Origin of the sequence: Phyllobacterium sp. OV277 (assembly GCF_900104355.1) — a bacterium.
Lineage (GTDB): Bacteria > Pseudomonadota > Alphaproteobacteria > Rhizobiales > Rhizobiaceae > Phyllobacterium.
Genome location: NZ_FNIY01000001.1, coordinates 155,979 through 172,653 on the forward strand (window position 1 = coordinate 155,979; position 16,675 = coordinate 172,653).

Genomic DNA, 16,675 nt, shown 5'->3' on the forward strand with positions numbered 1-16,675 from the left:
TTATCGCTGTCACGTCACACCCTTTCTTGTGATTCGGTTCGGAATGATGTTAAACGGCCACGTCTTGTTCGGCACGTTTCTTCATGCCGGATGCTTCCCTACGTAAAAGTTTCAGGAAAAATCATGTCTGCCTTCAAATCCGACTTTATGCACACGCTTTCCACGCGCGGCTTCATCCATCAGGTCTCCGACGAGGCTGGTCTGGATGCGCTTTTCGCCAAGGAGACAGTGACTGCCTATGTTGGATATGATGCGACGGCCACGAGCCTGCACATTGGCAACCTTATTTCTGCGACCATGCTGTATTGGCTGCAGGAAACCGGACACCGCCCGATTGCCCTGATGGGCGGCGGTACTTCCATGGTCGGCGACCCCTCTTTCCGCGATGAACAGCGCAAGCTGCTGACACCCGAGGCGATCAACACGAACATTGAGGGCATCAAGCGGATTTTCGCGCGCATTCTGCGTTTTGGCGATGGCCCGACCGATGCGTTTCTGGTCAACAATGCCGATTGGCTGATGGGTCTTGGCTATGTGGAATTCCTGCGCGATGTCGGCCGCCATTTCTCGGTCAATCGGATGTTGTCCTTCGACAGCGTCAAGCTGCGGCTGGATCGGGAGCAATCCCTCTCCTTCCTCGAATTCAACTACATGATCATGCAGGGCTACGACTTCGTTGAACTCAACCGTCGTCATGGCTGCGTGTTGCAGATGGGCGGCTCGGATCAATGGGGCAACATCATCAACGGCGTTGATCTTGGCCACCGCATGGGAACCCCGCAGCTCTACGCTTTGACCACCCCGCTGCTCACCACCAGTTCAGGTGCCAAGATGGGCAAGTCAGCCTCCGGCGCGGTCTGGCTCAATGAGGATGCCTTCAGCCCCTATGATTTCTGGCAGTACTGGCGCAACACGGAGGATGCCGACGTCGGTAAATTCCTGAAGATTTTCACACGCCTTTCGCTGGATGAAATCGCGCGGCTGGAAGCGCTTGGCGGCTCGGAGATCAACGAAGCCAAGAAAATCCTCGCAACGGAAGCAACCGCAATCGTGCACGGCCGCGAAGCTGCGACAATGGCGGCCGAAACCGCCCGCACAACCTTCGAAGAAGGCGCATTGGCCACCAACCTGCCATCCATCGATATTGCCACGGGCGAACTTGATGGCGGTATCGGTATCCTGACACTGCTTGTGAAGGCTGGTCTTGCCGGCTCAAACGGCGAAGCCCGCCGCCATATTCAGGGCGGTGCTGTCCGTGTGAACGATGCCAGTATTTCCGATGAAAAGGCGCAGGTTTCAACGGTTGATGTGACAGGTGATGGCGTGATCAAGCTGTCACTGGGCAAGAAGAAACATATTCTGGTCCGCCCTGCATAACGAGCCGATTTTGCGTGGTTCGTGGTTCGACAAGCTCACCATGAGGGAGAGTGAGGATGCAACGCTAATCGCAAAGAGTGCAGCACAAAGATTGCAGATCGCAGATATTGCAGTTCGCAGATATTGCAGTTCGCAAATGTAGCAGAATTTGGCTCCCTTGCATCACCCCTCTCCCTCATGGTGAGCTTGTCGAACCACGAACCACGAACCACACACCCTACCCCCGCAACAAAACCACCCAGTTTTGCTCTATTGCGTGTTTCTCACTGAAACTCGAAAATTGACCTGAATATGCCCGGTGCGATAACCGAAATCGGATTGACGATAATCTGTGGCTGTTTGATTGGGCCCTGTAGCTTATAGGTAATGCCGATCAGGCCGCGATCCCGGCCATTGCCGAGCAGCAGGCCGAGCACCGGCAGTTCGCCAAAGATGCGATTAATGCCATAGGCGGGCATGAACGTGCCTGTCAGAGCCATATTGCCCTGAGGATCACTCAATACTCCTTGGAACGTCGTCCCAATAGTCGAACCGCGTACAACGCCATTGGCGAGATTGATATAATTCTTGCCCTTCTCGATCTGGGAAAAGCCCCGCTCGAAAGTAACCGTCGACACATCGATATTCTTCTTCACCGCGTCGTTAAGGCTGGTACCGTTTGGCGACGAAGAAACGAGGCTCGCCAATCTCGGTTCATTGACGAGGGTGAAGTCGCGCGCATCGATCTGCCCGCGCAATGGGCCATCGCCTTTGGAATCGAGTGTAACGGTGATGCTGCCGCCCTGCATCTTGTCGTAGAAGCCGGTAAAGCGCAGCACGGCCCCTGCATCCTTTGACTGAAGGTTGACAGAACGCGCGCCACTTTCCGAACTGTCCGTGGCGATGACCTTCTGGCCGGATTTCGTTACCGCGTTGAAAGCAAGACCGGAAACATTGGAACCGACGCTCTCATAGGACAGTGATACATTGCCAAAGCTTTCCGAAAAGAAGCCTTGAACATCATCAATATCCGCATTGACGAGAACACGTTTCTTGTCGCTGTTATCGCCGCTCTGCTTCTTGTCGGTCACCTGATTGAGCAGGGAGCGCGCGTCAAATGACTTGCCTTTGACATCCGCCCGGTAGCCATAGCCGGTGCGCGATACCTTGACGGCAATATCATCGGTGCGGTTGAGGCTGACCTGACTGAAATCCGCACTGGCAAGGTCGCCTTTGACCACGGATATGTCTCCGCGCAACCGGAAGGTTTCGCCGGAGATATCGAGATTTTTGATGCTGATATTGTCCGCATCCTGCTGCAGGCCGAATTTCGCCGTGGCTTTCACCCCGGCGCCTTTGGTCCAGCCAAGCTGTGCCAGCTTCACTTCGGCTTTGCTCAGGTCAGCAGTAGCAACCTGACCGCCATCAGCGGATTTATCGATATCGACAGTAATTGGCCCCGAGATAAACGGATCAAGGCTTGGGAATAGCGTATTGCGCGTTTTATCGTCCAGTTGCAGCGAGACCGATTGCCTGCGCTTGGCAGGATTGCTGCCGAGCGGTTCAAACAGCGTAATATTGGCTGGAACACCATTCAGCTGTGCCTTGACGTCGATATTCGCCTCGGTGTCGTTGACGTTAAGCGTGCCGTTGGCATTGGTGATCGTCTGGCCATCGAACTTCTTGGAAAGGTTCACGCCATTCAGATCGATCGCGGCTGACCATTGCAAACTTCCCTGCGGCGCGTGGCGTGTCACCGGAAATGTCACAAGAACATGGGTTTTGACATCGCCGCTGATATCATCTGGCGTAAAGGGCACACCCTTCACCGCATTGATCGGCTTAAAACCGGCGATCTCGGCAATAGCAGAGGCATCACCGGCAATATTCAGATCAAGCTCCGAAAGCACCGGACGTTGCGGACCCCACGGAATGATCAGCGTACCATCAACAATGCGCGCTTCGCGGTTGCCGGGCGTAAAGGCCGAACCTTTCAGCAGCTTGATGGTCGTATAGGCGCCGCGCACGCTGATAGCCCCATCGGCATCGCGGATAGGCGGCAAATCTCCAACAATGTCGAAGCGCGTATCCTTTACGTTGAAATCAACCTGCACTTCATCGGCCGTCAAGGGCGGTGGTTTGCCGGGGCCATCGAAACGGCCAGCGGCAAAAATAACGTCGATACGGCTGTCCTTTACCTCGCCGCCCACGATATTATCGAGAACCCAGCGACGCGCACCGGTGGCAATCCAGATCGGCCATAGCTGCTTGACCTGCGCTGACGGCATCTTTGGTACACGCAGCGCAAGCGTCATCGCCGGTGAGCCCTTGCCAAAGGTTGCACTGCCCTGCCCGTAAAGTTCGTTCTCGCCATCACTGCGCACGGCGATCTCGGACAGGTCGAGTTTTTTCTCACCCGGTGCGTATCGTCCGGTCACTCGCGCATTGAACACAAGCGGTGGCTCTGTGGAATCCTGCGGCGCGGAACTGGCTTCCTGCGTGAGCAGCTCAAAACGATATCCGGGATTCGCGACCTCTCCCACAGCTGTTGCATCGTCAGGCAATGGCTCTGGCCCGATGGCACCTTCAACAACGCCCTTGAAACCACCGAAATGGATGCTAGACGGTGTAATCTCAACCTTTTTCGTACCGAACACATGTTCGAAATTGATCTGGGTGCTGGCGCCCATGTCCGAAACATTGCTGATACTGACGGGACCTTCGCTCACATTGAGCGAACCCCAAACCCGCATCGGCACGGTCGGCGCACCGGCAACCCCATCCAGCTTGATTTCAGCTTCGTTGTTATAGGCAAAATACGAACCATCGGGCTTTATGCCATCGGCATCCGGCACAGGCGCTATGCCGTGCGTGCCAATGAGCGGAATCTTGCTGATCGCCAGTGAGAATGAATCGATCTTGGCACCGATGGCGGCACGTTTGACCTGCGCCGATACATCGATGACCTTGCCTCTCCACTCCACCAATCCCTTGATTGCGACGGGACCGCCCGTTTCAGCCAGTTCCAGATTGATAATGCGCAGGCTTTCCGGCTGACCGGCAACGGTGAAATCAAAGGTCGTATCGGAGACTGTGATGTCACGGGTTTCGCGCTGATCCAGCAATGAAACAGCATTCTGCAACCCGGTAAAAAGCAGCTCCGAAACGCCATCAAGATTAACAAGACCGCGATCATCCTGCGGCACAATCGACATGAAGTCGAAAGGCTCCTGACTGGCAACCTTGATCTGCGCCCCGTCAAGCCCAAGACTCTGCACCTGCACATTGCCCTGCAAGAGCGGCAGCGTGGCCAGACCGATGCGCACCGAGCGGATATTCTTTATCTCCACACCGCGTTTGACGTCGGAAATATTGACATTGCGCGCTTCAAGCGCGACGTGCCTGCGTTGATCAAGCGAGATTTGAGCCGATTGGATCGTGGCATCGGTATCGGGGCCGACAACGGATTTGAGCGCAGTCTGCGCGCGCTGGGTCAGCGCTTCGCCGCCAATGCCGACACGCAACACCACGAAGGCTATTCCGGCAAGAACCACGAGAAGAAGCAGGAATGACGCCAATGCACCACAGACGAATCGAAACCGCGAGCGGCGGGCAGGCATAGCTACCGGCACCTCGCCCTGCTCGACCGCAGACGGGTAATGATGAAATTTCAGGAAGTCGCGCTTTGTAAAACGGACTCTTTTCGGTTTCTCTGTCAAATTCCCAAGCCAATTGAGGAATCATGTGGGAAACCGTAGACGATTCCCTTGCCTCTCTTATAGTTGCCCAAGTGAGGCTCGCATTCAATGATGAAAGAAAGGCATTCCTATGACAACTCTGGAAATCGGCAATCCCGCCCCGGACTTTACCCTTCCCCGTGACGGTGGCGGCACGCTTTCTCTGGCGGAATTGCGCGGAAAACCTGTTGTCCTGTATTTTTATCCAAAGGACGATACGAGCGGTTGCACTCAGGAAGCCATCGAGTTTTCCGGACTGAAGCCCGAATTTGAAAAGCTTGGTGCAAAAGTCATCGGCATGTCGCCCGATCCAACCAAGAAGCACGATAAGTTCAAGACAAAGTATGATCTGAAGGTTGATCTTGTTGCCGACGAGGAAAAGACCATTCTGGAAGCCTATGGCGTCTGGGCTGAAAAGAGCATGTATGGCCGCAAATATATGGGCGTTGAACGCACGACCTTCCTGATCGATTCGAACGGCAAGATCGCCAAGATCTGGAACAAGGTGAAGGTTCCGGGCCACGCAGCCGAAGTTCTCGCGGCCACCAAGGCGCTCTAGGTCATCTTGTCGTTGAAATGAATGGAAAAATGCCACTCCGTTAGGGTTTGTTAACCATAACGGAGTGTAATGCCCGTCAAGAACTGAAGCTAAAAATGACGAGCAAAGCGGCCATGAAGAAGGCAAAACATTCCCCCATCTTCAGCAATCAGAAAGAACCCCACACGGTCATCATCGCGCGGGGCGAAACTATTCGTCATTTTACCCTGCGGCCCTGGGCAGCCATTCTTGGCGGTACCCTCGCCTTCGCGCTGGCGGGAACCTATCTGATTGCCACGTCCTATCTGGTTTTCCGCGATGATCTGATCAGCGGCAGCGTTGCCCGTCAGGCACGGTTGCAGCAGGCCTATGAGGACCGCATTGCCAATCTGCGCACCCAGCTTGATCAGGTCACCAGCCGCCAGATGCTCGACCAGCAGCTTATGGAAACCAAAGTATCCGAACTGATCCGCCGCCAGAAATCACTGGCTGAGCGGCATGACAAGCTCGCACCTATGCTGGAGCGCGCAGAACATGCGGGCGCCGCTGTTGCACCGGTTGTGGAAGACAACGCGCCGATGGACAGCAATGGTCAGGACGTCGTGAAATCGCAGGATGACGAAGCGTTCTATGGCATCGATCCCATCATTACGGGACCAACGCCGGTCTCGCACAAACCGGCACCGCGCAGCGATAAGCCAGCGAAAGGCGTCGACAAGGCGGAACTTCTGCTGAAATCAGTCAATACATCGCTCACGGACATTGAAGCCAAACAGATCGCGCAGATGCAGACGCTGTCCAATACAGCCTATGAAAACGCCGACAAGATCATGGAAGCGCTGGCTGCCACCGGCGTCAAACCGGTTCTCGATGAAAAGTCAGATGTGGGTGGCCCCTTCATTCCCGCCGGTAGTGTTGCTCCCTTTGATGCCAAGCTGAATGACCTCGATCAGGCGCTGGAACGGCTGGAAAGCGCCAAAAGCCTGGCCAAAACCATTCCCATTTCCAATCCGGTTCCGGGCATGCCCGTGTCCAGCACTTTTGGCGTGCGCAAGGACCCGATCATCGGCTCCATGGCGTTTCATTCCGGCATGGATTTCCGCGCAATATCAGGCTCGTCAGTACATGCGACAGCCAACGGCACGGTCACCGAGGCTGGCTACAATGGCGGTTATGGCAATATGGTCGAGATCGACCATGGAAACGGCCTGTCGACCCGCTATGGCCATATGAGCCAGATTCTCGTCACCGTCGGCCAGAAGATCAGCATCGGCGATATTGTCGGCAAGGTCGGCAGCACAGGCCGTTCCACCGGCCCGCATTTGCACTATGAAGTACGCAGAAACGGCAGCGCCATCAATCCTGCCGGTTTTCTCACAATTGGCCGCGAAGTCGCTACGGCGCTTTAAGCCAATGGTCTAGATTTTTCCTTGTTTCTTCAGCACGTCCGCTGCATCAAACGCCCCACGCGCACCACCTTCATTTGCCCGGAACATAACAACCGTAACTCCAACATTGGCAGTTGGTGCATAAACCGGAGTTGCGAACCCCTGGCCCGCATAGGTGCCGTAAGCAGTGTTACCGTAAACATTTGCGCTTGCTGTGCCTGAACCATAGCTTTGGACACCAGCAAGTCTCTGTCCTTGTGAAGTCGAGGCTTGTTCCAGACGGAAGTGCGTATAGCCCCGCCTTAAAGTTGCTTCAGCTGCCTTCTTCATGGTCATGCTGGGAGCGCTGCCTACAAACAAAAGTCCACTCGCTTGTGTGTCCAACCTCACCATGTTCTGTGCCAATGGCATTTCACTCGTTGTGGCACAGGCAGTGACGAACAACGACATAAGACCGATTGCGATACGCTTCATATTCCCCCCCAATATTAATAGTCCACCCCGGACGCGGCGAACCTATCTAGAGAGACCCGTAGCTGCAATATCCAACTTATTTGTAATTTCGTAATATGAGCGAACTTACCCGGCGAAGTGTATCGCAATCACACACAAATATTAAAACGTGTTGGATAGTAAGCGTAAAAAAACCGGCAGGAAGATATCCTGCCGGTTTTCTGATTTGGCAATGTGCCAGAACTTTTAGGCGATATCCTGCACGTCCGCATCGGTGCCGTGCACGCGGTGTGCCAGCGCTGCTTCCATGAACATATCAACATCGCCGTCGAGCACGTCCTGCGGGCTGGTGCTTTCAACACCCGTCCGCAAATCCTTGACCAGCTGATAGGGCTGCAGGACGTAGGAGCGGATCTGGTGGCCCCAGCCAATATCGGTCTTGGATGCGGAGATGGCGTCGGCTGCCTGCTCGCGCTTTTCCAGTTCGGCTTCATAGAGACGCGCGCGCAACATGGACCACGCCGTGGCGCGGTTCTTGTGCTGGGAGCGTTCCGCCTGACACTGCACGACGATACCAGTTGCGATGTGCGTGATACGCACGGCGGAGTCTGTCGTGTTGACGTGCTGACCCCCGGCACCGGAAGCGCGGTAGGTATCGATGCGAACATCGGCTTCTGTCACCGCGATCTCGATATTGTCATCGACAACCGGATAAACCCAGATACTGGAAAACGATGTGTGCCGCCGCGCATTGGAATCATAAGGCGAAATGCGCACCAGACGATGCACGCCCGATTCTGTCTTCATCAGACCATAGGCATTGTGCCCCTTGATCAGGATCGTGGCGGACTTGATGCCGGCTTCTTCACCGTCATGGATTTCGAGCAGTTCGACCTTCATGTCCTTGCGATCGGCCCAGCGCGTGTACATGCGCAGAAGCATCGACGCCCAGTCCTGACTCTCCGTGCCACCGGCGCCGGAATGCACTTCGACATAGGTGTCATTGGCATCGGCTTCACCGGATAGAAGCGTATCGATCTGGCGCCGGTCGACTTCCACCTTGATGGCGCGAATGCCCTCTTCCGCCTCGGCAACGATGGACTTGTCGCCCTCCTCATCACCCATGGCGATCAGCTCGATATTGTCTTCGAGCGACTGGCTGAGTGTGCGGATGGAGTTGATGCCGTCTTCCAGCTGCTGGCGCTCGCGCATGAGCTTCTGGGCTTCCTGCGCGTCATTCCACAGTGCGGGGTCTTCGGCAAGCTGGTTCAGATAGCCAAGGCGTTTGATTGACGTATCCCAGTCAAAGATGCCTCCTCAGCAGGCTTATGGCCTGCTTGATCTCATCGACCAGCGTCTCGATTTCAGCGCGCATTGGCTGTCCGTTCCTTCTGCATTTATCGTTATTTTCGAATTTCGGCGGACCATATTCACTGGTCCGCGCGATGTAAAGTCTTGAAGCTTTACGAATTATCCGGGTTTGAGGCTGTTAGAAAAGCCCGCCGCCGCCGCCCTGAATGGCCCTGTTGACGTTCGGTGACTGCACCTCAACCGGCGCACCTTCCGAGAACGTACCCATGCCGATGACGGAGTAGCTGTCCGCAGGACCTGTGCCCGGCTTGAAGGCTTCCATGATCACATTGGGCTGGCCTTCGCTAGCGCGCATACCCGTCTTGCGATCGATAGCGACAACAGTCATGCCCTCGGGCACGCGGAAGTCAACCGAACGCTGGCCCTGCATGGCAGCTGCAAAGAAATCCTTGGCCACCGGCGCGGCAAGCCCGCCACCAGTGCCGCCATGGCCCATCGCCGTCGGTGTGTCATAGCCAAGATAAAGGCCAATCACCAGATCAGGCGTGAAGCCCATGAACCAGGCATCCTTTTCATCATTTGTCGTCCCTGTTTTACCGGCGATAGGACGGTTCAGGCTTTTGAGGATCGTTGCCGTACCACGCTGGATAACGCCTTCCATCATCGATGTGATCTGATAGGCGGTCATCGGGTCAAGCACCTGATCACGGTCATCAACCAGTTCCGGCTCCGGCTGGTTCTTCCAGTCTTCCGCCGTACAGGTTTCGCACTTGCGCTCATCATGCTTGAAGATGGTCTTGCCGTAACGGTCCTGAATACGGTCGATGATCGATGGTGTGATCTTGCGACCGCCATTGGCGATGATCGAATAACCTGTGACCATGCGCATCACGGTCGTCTCGCCTGATCCGAGCGCCATGGCCAGAACCGGCAGCATCTTGTCATAAATGCCAAAACGTTCGGCATACTCAGCCACAAGCTTCATACCCATATCCTGCGCCAGACGCACGGTCATCAGGTTACGTGACTGTTCAATGCCGTAGCGCAAGGTCGATGGTCCGGCAAAGTTGCCGCCGTAGTTCTTTGGCGCCCACACACCGAGGCTGCCGCCCTGATCAATGGAGATCGGACCGTCAAGCACCACGGATGCGGGTGTATAGCCATTATCAAGCGCCGCTGAATAGACGAATGGCTTGAAGGACGAGCCGGGCTGACGCATCGCCTGCGTTGCACGGTTGAATTCGGATTCGGCAAAGGAGAAGCCCCCAACCATCGCCAGAACGCGGCCCGTATGCGGGTCCATGGCAACCATGGCGCCTTCGATCCCCGGCACCTGATGCAGATCGAAGGCCGTATCGCTGCCCTCCTTCTTCTGCACGAACACAACATCACCCGGCTTGAACACGCCTTCCAGCGATTTTACCGGCGTGCGCCTGCCATCCTTATAGAGGTTCATGGCCCATTTAATGTCAGCCACCGCAATCGTGCCCTTCTTGCGCTCGGGCACCAGACCGTTTGCATCGTTACGCTCCGGCTGAAGACCAATCGTGGCCTCGGTGGGCGTCACTTCAAGAATGACCGCAAGCTGCCAGTCCGGAACATCGGAAAAAGGCTTGATTTCTGCCAGAGGAATACCCCAGTCGCCAATGGTCGAAATGGTCTTGTAGGGGCCGCGATAGCCCTTGGCCTCATCATATTTGAACAGGCCATGCTGCAGGGCGGCACGCGCCTGCACCTGCATTTTCGGATCAAGCGTGGTGCGCACCGACAGACCGCCCTCATAAAGAGCGTTCTCGCCATATTTGCCGATAATCTGGCGGCGAACTTCTTCGGTGAAATATTCAGATGCGAAAAGATAATTGCCCGTATGGCGCGGCGTCACGCCAAGCGGCTCTGCTTTTGCTGTCTTCGCCTCTTCGGCGGTCACATAGCCATTTTCGGCCATACGATCGATCACCCAGTTGCGGCGTTCAATCGCCCGCTCGGTCTGGCGGAAGGGATGGTAATTGGATGGCCCCTTGGGAAGCGCGGCCAGATAGGCAGCTTCTGCAACGGTGAGTTCATTGACCGATTTGTTGAAATAGGTCAGCGCCGCGCCAGCAATACCATAGGAGTTCAGGCCAAAGAAAATTTCGTTCAGATAAAGCTCAAGGATGCGGTCCTTGGAATAGGCCTGCTCGATGCGGAAGGAAAGGATGGCTTCCTTGACCTTGCGGCCCATCGTCTGATCGGAAGAAAGCAGAAAGTTCTTGGCGACCTGCTGGGTAATTGTCGATGCGCCAACCGGACGGCGTGAGCCCCAGTTCTGAATGTTGACGATGACAGCGCGCGCAAGGCCACTGATATCAACACCGGGGTGCTGGTAGAAATTCTTGTCTTCCGCTGAAATGAAAGCAGCTTTCACACGATCAGGAATGGCCTGAATAGGCAGATAAAGCCGCCGCTGCCGTGCGAATTCTGCCATCAGCGCGCCATCAGACGCGTGAATGCGCGTCATGACAGGCGGTTCATACTTGGCCAGAACTTCGTAGTCGGGCAGGTCTTTCGATACATTGACCACATAAAGCGCCGCGCCGCCTGCCGCCAGAAGCGCCATGACGGTGCCGATTCCGAAAAAATATCCGATCAAGCGTATCATTTGTATCCGGAACCCGTTTCATCCATTGGCATGTCGATAATCGATGCACGATCTTTATCAATGCAGATTGCACCCCGGGAAACCGTTCCCCGGCACTTCAAACCGGAATACACAACGCCCGGCAAACTCAGTGACGCAATTGAGCGACAAATGTGACAAAGGCAAGGACAACCCGGTTCTGCACACAATTTAAATACCAATTGTGGAGTTTCGGCAACGCACGCGTGAATATACTAAACGTTACAACTCAACCGGCGGTCGGAAACTGTCAGTTCAGTGCGCCTGCTGTCTTTTTTCCGGAAAATTCACCAACGGCAGTGGCAAGGCGCTCGGCCACGTGGCTGCGCCATGCGGGGTCCTGCATCAGTTTTGCATCTTCTTCATTGGACAGGTAGCCGATTTCCACCAGCACCGAAGGCACATCCGGCGCACGCAGCACCTGGAACCCGGCAAAGCGATGCGGATTGTTGATCATGTTCACATCGCCCTTCAGCGCACGCACCACGCCTTTGGCAAAGCTCAAGGAGAATGTGTGCGTCTCGCGCCGTGTGAGATCCATGAGAATATCGGCGATCTCAGGCGTCTCATTGTCAAAGGTGACGCCCGCCACCGCATCCGCCTTGTTTTCGCGGTCGGCCATGGCGCGCGATGCCGCGTCGGAAGCCTTGTCGGAAACCGTATAGACAGTCGCGCCGCGAATGCTGCGCTGGTTGATCGTATCGGCATGAACGGAGATAAACAGATCGGCTTCGTACTGGCGGGCAATCCGCACTCGTTCGGTCAGGCGCAGGAATTCATCGCTGTCCCGCGTCATTTCGATCCGCAGGCCGGGAATCTTGCGCAACTGGTCGCGCAGTTCCCGCGCAAACATCAGCGTAACGTCCTTTTCCATGATGCCGCCGGTGCTTTCCGCACCACTATCGATACCGCCATGCCCCGCATCCACCACAACGGTGAAGGGTTTAGGCGTTTTGCTGACCTCATTGGGCGCAGCACTTGCAAGACGATCGCCCTTTGGCGCCATCTGCGTGGAAGCGGTTGTTGCATTCTGGTTTTTGATGGCTTCGGCAAACTCGCGGTCAGAAGACGCTACAAGGTCGGCCACAAGGCGATAACCGGGGCTGTTATCATTCTTCAGAACATCGACCCGCTCGACACTGAATGGGCCTTTTACCGTAAAAATAAGCCGCGAACGGGCATCATCAATCATGCCATAGCGCACGTCATCAATAAGACCGCGCGGCTCAAGCGACTTCTTGTCAAAGGCAAACACGGCTTTGGGCAGATCAATCACCAGACGGTGCGGCTGATCCAGCATTAAAGTGGACACCTCGGGTTCACGATCGAAATTGATCACAACACGGGTCCGCAACTCGTCGCCTGCAGCCTGATAGGTCAAGGCGGCAAGTTCATTGGCGGCACTGGCTTTCTCGCCCGCCTGCACAAATGCAAGCAAACCCAGAAAGACAGTAACAAATACCCGGCAGATCACATTCATTTCATTGCAGATCGACGTCGGCACGCGCCGGACATCATCCCCTCTGGTGCTATTTCGTATCAGACGGAGCACGATTGTTACATCGCTTTAGCCACATTATATGTGAATGATAGGTAACGCGTCGTGGTTAATTTAGTCTTATTAACTGACTTGTCCCGCCATCTTGGCCGCCACTTCTGTGCCACCCTGATGACACGATTATGAAGAAGGCCTTGTCATAACGCGACACACCTCCTAAAAGCAAAGGTGGGTTACTTCCTGCCCTCCGGAATCAGGCTCCTTCGTGTCACGGCAAATGACCTGCTGACACTGAAGACAGAGACATGGAGCAGCAAGGGCGAATTTCGCTGTAGGTAACCGGAAAAGAATTTGGCGTGAGCAGACAGAAAATGTCGGCCAGCGCTTTTTGTGAACGGCAGATAGCGCAGACAAGGCGCGTCGAGCCAGCCCTTTCGGGGGTGTTAAAGTGTCGGCACTGCTTCAAGGCGTGCCATTCGTGAGGTCGTTTCGTCAGGAACAGAGATGTTTGATACAGACGTGACTATAATCGGCTTGAAAGCCGCGGGTGCTGAAACGCAACCCCGCGTGATGCCGTGTCTGTCTGTTTCTGCGAACCTTAATATATCCGGCAAATGTGAAAACGCGGCTCCGGCACCCCTACGGGCGTCCCGGTTGCACCGCGTTTTGAGCGTTTCAGCCGGGGAGAAGAATTATAATGTCGGACAAAATGCTAATCGACGCCTCCCACCAGGAGGAAACGCGCGTTGTCGTGGTTCGCGGCAACCGAATTGAAGAATTTGACTTTGAGTCGGAACACAAGAAACAGATCAAAGGCAATATCTATCTGGCGCGTGTCACACGTGTAGAACCATCGCTTCAGGCAGCATTCGTTGAATATGGCGGCAATCGCCATGGCTTTCTTGCGTTCAGCGAAATCCACCCTGATTATTACCAGATCCCTGTTGCAGACCGTCAGGCGCTGATCGAGGCGGAAGCCGAGGCAGCCAGCCAGGACGAAGACCATGAGGAAGCTGCCGGCGAGCAGCGCAGCCGTGATCGCAATGATCGTGGACAGCGCAATCGCCGGGGCCGCAGCCGTCGTGGCACCCGTCAGGGCGACGACGCGGTCAAGCTCGATGCCGCTGACGAAGAGAACGCATCCGCTGACGAAGCCGGTGACGCGCACGAATCGTCGGAACAAGGCGGATCGGACGAAACCCCGTCTTCCGAAGACAATGGCGGCCAGACCCTGGCTGCTGCCATAGACGCTGATGTCATTTCCGAAGCCATCATTGTTGAGACGGACGAAGCTACCGACGCTGAAGAAAAGGCTGACGAGAGCGACAATCACGCGCGCAAATCCAAGCGCCGTTCGCAGGACGACAAAGAAGAGCCGCATGACGAGCTTGACGAAGTCGATTCCATCGGTGCCGAAGATGCCATGGAAGAAGTTCCGACGCATCAGCGCTTCCAGCGCCGCCAGTACAACATTCAGGATGTTATCAAGCGCCGCCAGATTCTACTGGTGCAGGTCGTCAAGGAAGAACGCGGCAACAAGGGCGCGGCCCTGACCACTTACCTGTCACTTGCCGGTCGCTATTCGGTTCTGATGCCAAACACTGCCCGTGGTGGCGGTATTTCGCGCAAGATCACCAGCATTCAGGACCGCAAGCGTCTGAAAGACATCGTCAAGGATCTCGAAGTGCCCAAGGGCATGGGCGTGATCCTGCGCACCGCCGGTGCCATGCGCACCAAGCCCGAGGTCAAGCGCGACTACGAATATCTGATGCGCCTGTGGGAAAATGTCCGCAGCCTCACCCTCGCCTCCAGTGCGCCGACCCTCGTTTATGAGGAAGGCAGCCTGATCAAGCGCTCGATCCGCGATCTTTATAATAAAGACATCACGGAAATCCTCGTTGCCGGTGAAAACGGTTACCGCGAGGCAAAAGACTTCATGCGCATGCTCATGCCGAGCCATGCCAAGGTGGTGCAGCCCTATCGCGAGTTAACGCCGATCTTTGCGCGCAATGGTATCGAGGCACAGCTCGACCGCATGTTGCAGCCGCAGGTCACGCTGAAATCCGGTGGCTATATCATCATCAACCAGACCGAAGCGCTGGTGGCGATCGACGTCAACTCCGGGCGCTCGACCCGCGAACATTCGATTGAAGACACCGCATTACAGACGAATCTTGAAGCGGCGGATGAAGTTGCGCGGCAATTGCGTCTGCGCGATCTTGCCGGTCTGATCGTTGTCGATTTCATCGACATGGAAGAAAACCGCAACAACCGCGCGGTGGAAAAGCGGATGAAGGATTGTCTGAAAGACGATCGCGCCCGTATTCAGGTTGGTCGTATCTCGCATTTCGGCCTGCTCGAAATGTCGCGCCAGCGCATTCGTGCCAGTGTTCTGGAAAGCACGACACAGGTCTGCGCGCATTGCGGCGGTACCGGTCATGTGCGTTCCGCCTCGTCGATTGCGCTGCATGTCATGCGCTCGATTGAGGAATATCTGCTGCGTCATTCGCAGAACAACATCATCGTTCGCACCACTGTGGCAACAGCGCTTTATGTTCTCAACCACAAGCGCCAGAACCTTGCCGATCTCGAAACCCGTTTCGGTCTGACAATCAGTATTGAGGCGGATGACAGCGTTGGCGCCCAGCATTTCGCTATCGACAAGGGCTCCATTGCGCTTGGTCCGATTGTTCCGCTCACCGAAACGCCAGCTCTCGGCATTATCGATGATTTTGACGAGACCGATCCGGTCATCGAAGAAATCGATGATGAAGCCGAAAGCGAAGCGCAGCCCGGCGAAACCGCTCGCGCTGGTGACAATGACGAATCGTCCCGCAAGCGCCGGCGCAAGCGTCGTCGGCGTGGCGGTCGTGATCGTCAGGACGTCGCTGCCGGTGAGCCCGGTCAGGCCGTAAGTGGTGACAGCGAAGGTGACGACGCGGATGTTCCTGCTGTTGAAGGCGAGGATGCCGCTGCCGCCAAGGCACGCGAAGAAGAGAACGAACGCCGCAAGAAGCGCCGCCGGGGTCGTCGTGGTGGTCGCAAAAACCGCCGTCCGGAGGATGGCGAGGATCATCAAATCGCCGCCAAGTCCGTACCCGATGCGGAACCTGTTTTCGTAAGCATTCCGCTGCCGGATTTCAGCAAGCCCGCCGCGGTTGAAACCAAAGCGACTGCTGTCGAAGAGGCTGTTTTCGTCGAAAGCACAATCGTTGAGGTTGTTGCGGATGCGGAAGAAGCGCCAGCAAAACCAAAGCGCGCCCCTCGCAAGCCGCGCGCCAAGGCTGGAGCTGAACCCGCTGAAACTGTAGCGGAAGTTGTATCTGTCGAGGCTGAAGCACCGGCAAAGCCAAAGCGCGCCCCTCGCAAGTCAGCCAAGAAGGCTGTTATCGAGGAAACCGTTGCGGAGGTAGTTGCAGTGGAAGCACCGGCAAGCGCGCCGGTTGAGGTTGAACCTGCACCGGAACCCGTTGCTGCGCCAAAGCCTGAGCCAAAAGGGGAAAACGCTGCGCCCGTCGTCACCTCCAGCTCCACCAAGGATAAGAAAGACGGTGAAGCGTCGCCGAAACGCGGCTGGTGGCAGAAGAAGGGTTTTTTCTGAGCCTGAAAAACGCGTGGATAACTGAGTTGAAGAACCGGCATCATTGCCGGTTCTTCTTTATCAAGACTCCCTGTATCCTCTACGGAAGCCGCAGATTTGCCTGATTAATCTGCATTTTCACAATTAAGGGAACGCGA

General features: G+C 55.7%; 9 protein-coding genes. 4 read left to right on the plus strand and 5 right to left on the minus strand.

Translation table 11 applies throughout. The features are described 5' to 3' along the window. Positions 1-123: 123 nt before the first annotated feature. Entirely contained in the window at positions 124-1,377 is a 1,254-nt protein-coding gene (gene tyrS, locus BLU05_RS00885; protein ID WP_091877083.1) for a tyrosine--tRNA ligase, read from the plus strand. A gap of 263 nt (positions 1,378-1,640) precedes the next feature. On the opposite strand, the gene BLU05_RS00890 is transcribed toward tyrS, so the two are convergent. Beyond that, the gene (locus tag BLU05_RS00890; RefSeq protein WP_244518090.1) at positions 1,641-4,976 is read right to left on the minus strand and encodes a DUF3971 domain-containing protein; all 3,336 of its coding nucleotides are present in this window, start codon (positions 4,974-4,976) and stop codon (positions 1,641-1,643) included. A gap of 208 nt (positions 4,977-5,184) precedes the next feature. On the opposite strand from BLU05_RS00890, the gene bcp reads away from it, so the two are divergent. Both bcp and BLU05_RS00900 read left to right on the plus strand, forming a co-directional pair. Further along, positions 5,185-5,652 (plus strand): thioredoxin-dependent thiol peroxidase, encoded by a 468-nt coding sequence (gene bcp / locus BLU05_RS00895; protein ID WP_091877088.1) that lies wholly within the window; start codon positions 5,185-5,187, stop codon positions 5,650-5,652. 95 nt (positions 5,653-5,747) lie between these two features. Further along, complete coding sequence (locus BLU05_RS00900) at positions 5,748-7,040, plus strand: M23 family metallopeptidase (protein ID WP_244518091.1); 1,293 nt, start codon at positions 5,748-5,750, stop codon at positions 7,038-7,040. Between the two features lie 9 nt (positions 7,041-7,049). Here BLU05_RS00900 and BLU05_RS00905 read toward each other — a convergent pair whose 3' ends face one another. The 4 genes from BLU05_RS00905 to BLU05_RS00920 form a co-directional block, all read right to left on the minus strand. Next, positions 7,050-7,493 (minus strand): hypothetical protein, encoded by a 444-nt coding sequence (locus BLU05_RS00905; protein WP_091877090.1) that lies wholly within the window; start codon positions 7,491-7,493, stop codon positions 7,050-7,052. Positions 7,494-7,718: 225 nt separating this feature from the next. Continuing rightward, positions 7,719-8,847, minus strand: a protein-coding gene (gene prfB, locus BLU05_RS00910; RefSeq protein ID WP_139210360.1) for a peptide chain release factor 2 whose coding sequence is annotated in 2 segments (ribosomal slippage) — positions 7,719-8,777 and positions 8,779-8,847 — 1,128 coding nt in all. Because the reading frame shifts where the segments join, the coding sequence is not laid out codon by codon here. 114 nt (positions 8,848-8,961) lie between these two features. Beyond that, positions 8,962-11,421 carry a penicillin-binding protein 1A gene (locus tag BLU05_RS00915; RefSeq protein WP_091877094.1) on the minus strand — a complete coding sequence of 820 codons (2,460 nt, stop codon included), beginning with the start codon at positions 11,419-11,421 and terminating at the stop codon, positions 8,962-8,964. A gap of 268 nt (positions 11,422-11,689) precedes the next feature. Next, positions 11,690-12,943, minus strand: a complete 1,254-nt coding sequence (locus BLU05_RS00920) for an N-acetylmuramoyl-L-alanine amidase (RefSeq protein ID WP_244518092.1) — start codon at positions 12,941-12,943, stop codon at positions 11,690-11,692. A gap of 691 nt (positions 12,944-13,634) precedes the next feature. On the opposite strand from BLU05_RS00920, the gene BLU05_RS00925 reads away from it, so the two are divergent. Further along, positions 13,635-16,538, plus strand: a complete 2,904-nt coding sequence (locus BLU05_RS00925; protein WP_091877098.1) for an Rne/Rng family ribonuclease — start codon at positions 13,635-13,637, stop codon at positions 16,536-16,538. Positions 16,539-16,675 lie beyond the last annotated feature (137 nt).

What these genes read in the sequence shown, in the direction of transcription:
- tyrS (WP_091877083.1), top strand. Translation starts at nt 124, where the DNA reads ATGTCTGCCTTCAAATCCGACTTTATGCACACGCTTTCCACGCGCGGC.
- BLU05_RS00890 (WP_244518090.1), bottom strand. Translation starts at nt 4,976, where the DNA reads ATGCCTGCCCGCCGCTCGCGGTTTCGATTCGTCTGTGGTGCATTGGCG.
- bcp (WP_091877088.1), top strand. Translation starts at nt 5,185, where the DNA reads ATGACAACTCTGGAAATCGGCAATCCCGCCCCGGACTTTACCCTTCCC.
- BLU05_RS00900 (WP_244518091.1), top strand. Translation starts at nt 5,748, where the DNA reads ATGACGAGCAAAGCGGCCATGAAGAAGGCAAAACATTCCCCCATCTTC.
- BLU05_RS00905 (WP_091877090.1), bottom strand. Translation starts at nt 7,493, where the DNA reads ATGAAGCGTATCGCAATCGGTCTTATGTCGTTGTTCGTCACTGCCTGT.
- BLU05_RS00915 (WP_091877094.1), bottom strand. Translation starts at nt 11,421, where the DNA reads ATGATACGCTTGATCGGATATTTTTTCGGAATCGGCACCGTCATGGCG.
- BLU05_RS00925 (WP_091877098.1), top strand. Translation starts at nt 13,635, where the DNA reads ATGTCGGACAAAATGCTAATCGACGCCTCCCACCAGGAGGAAACGCGC.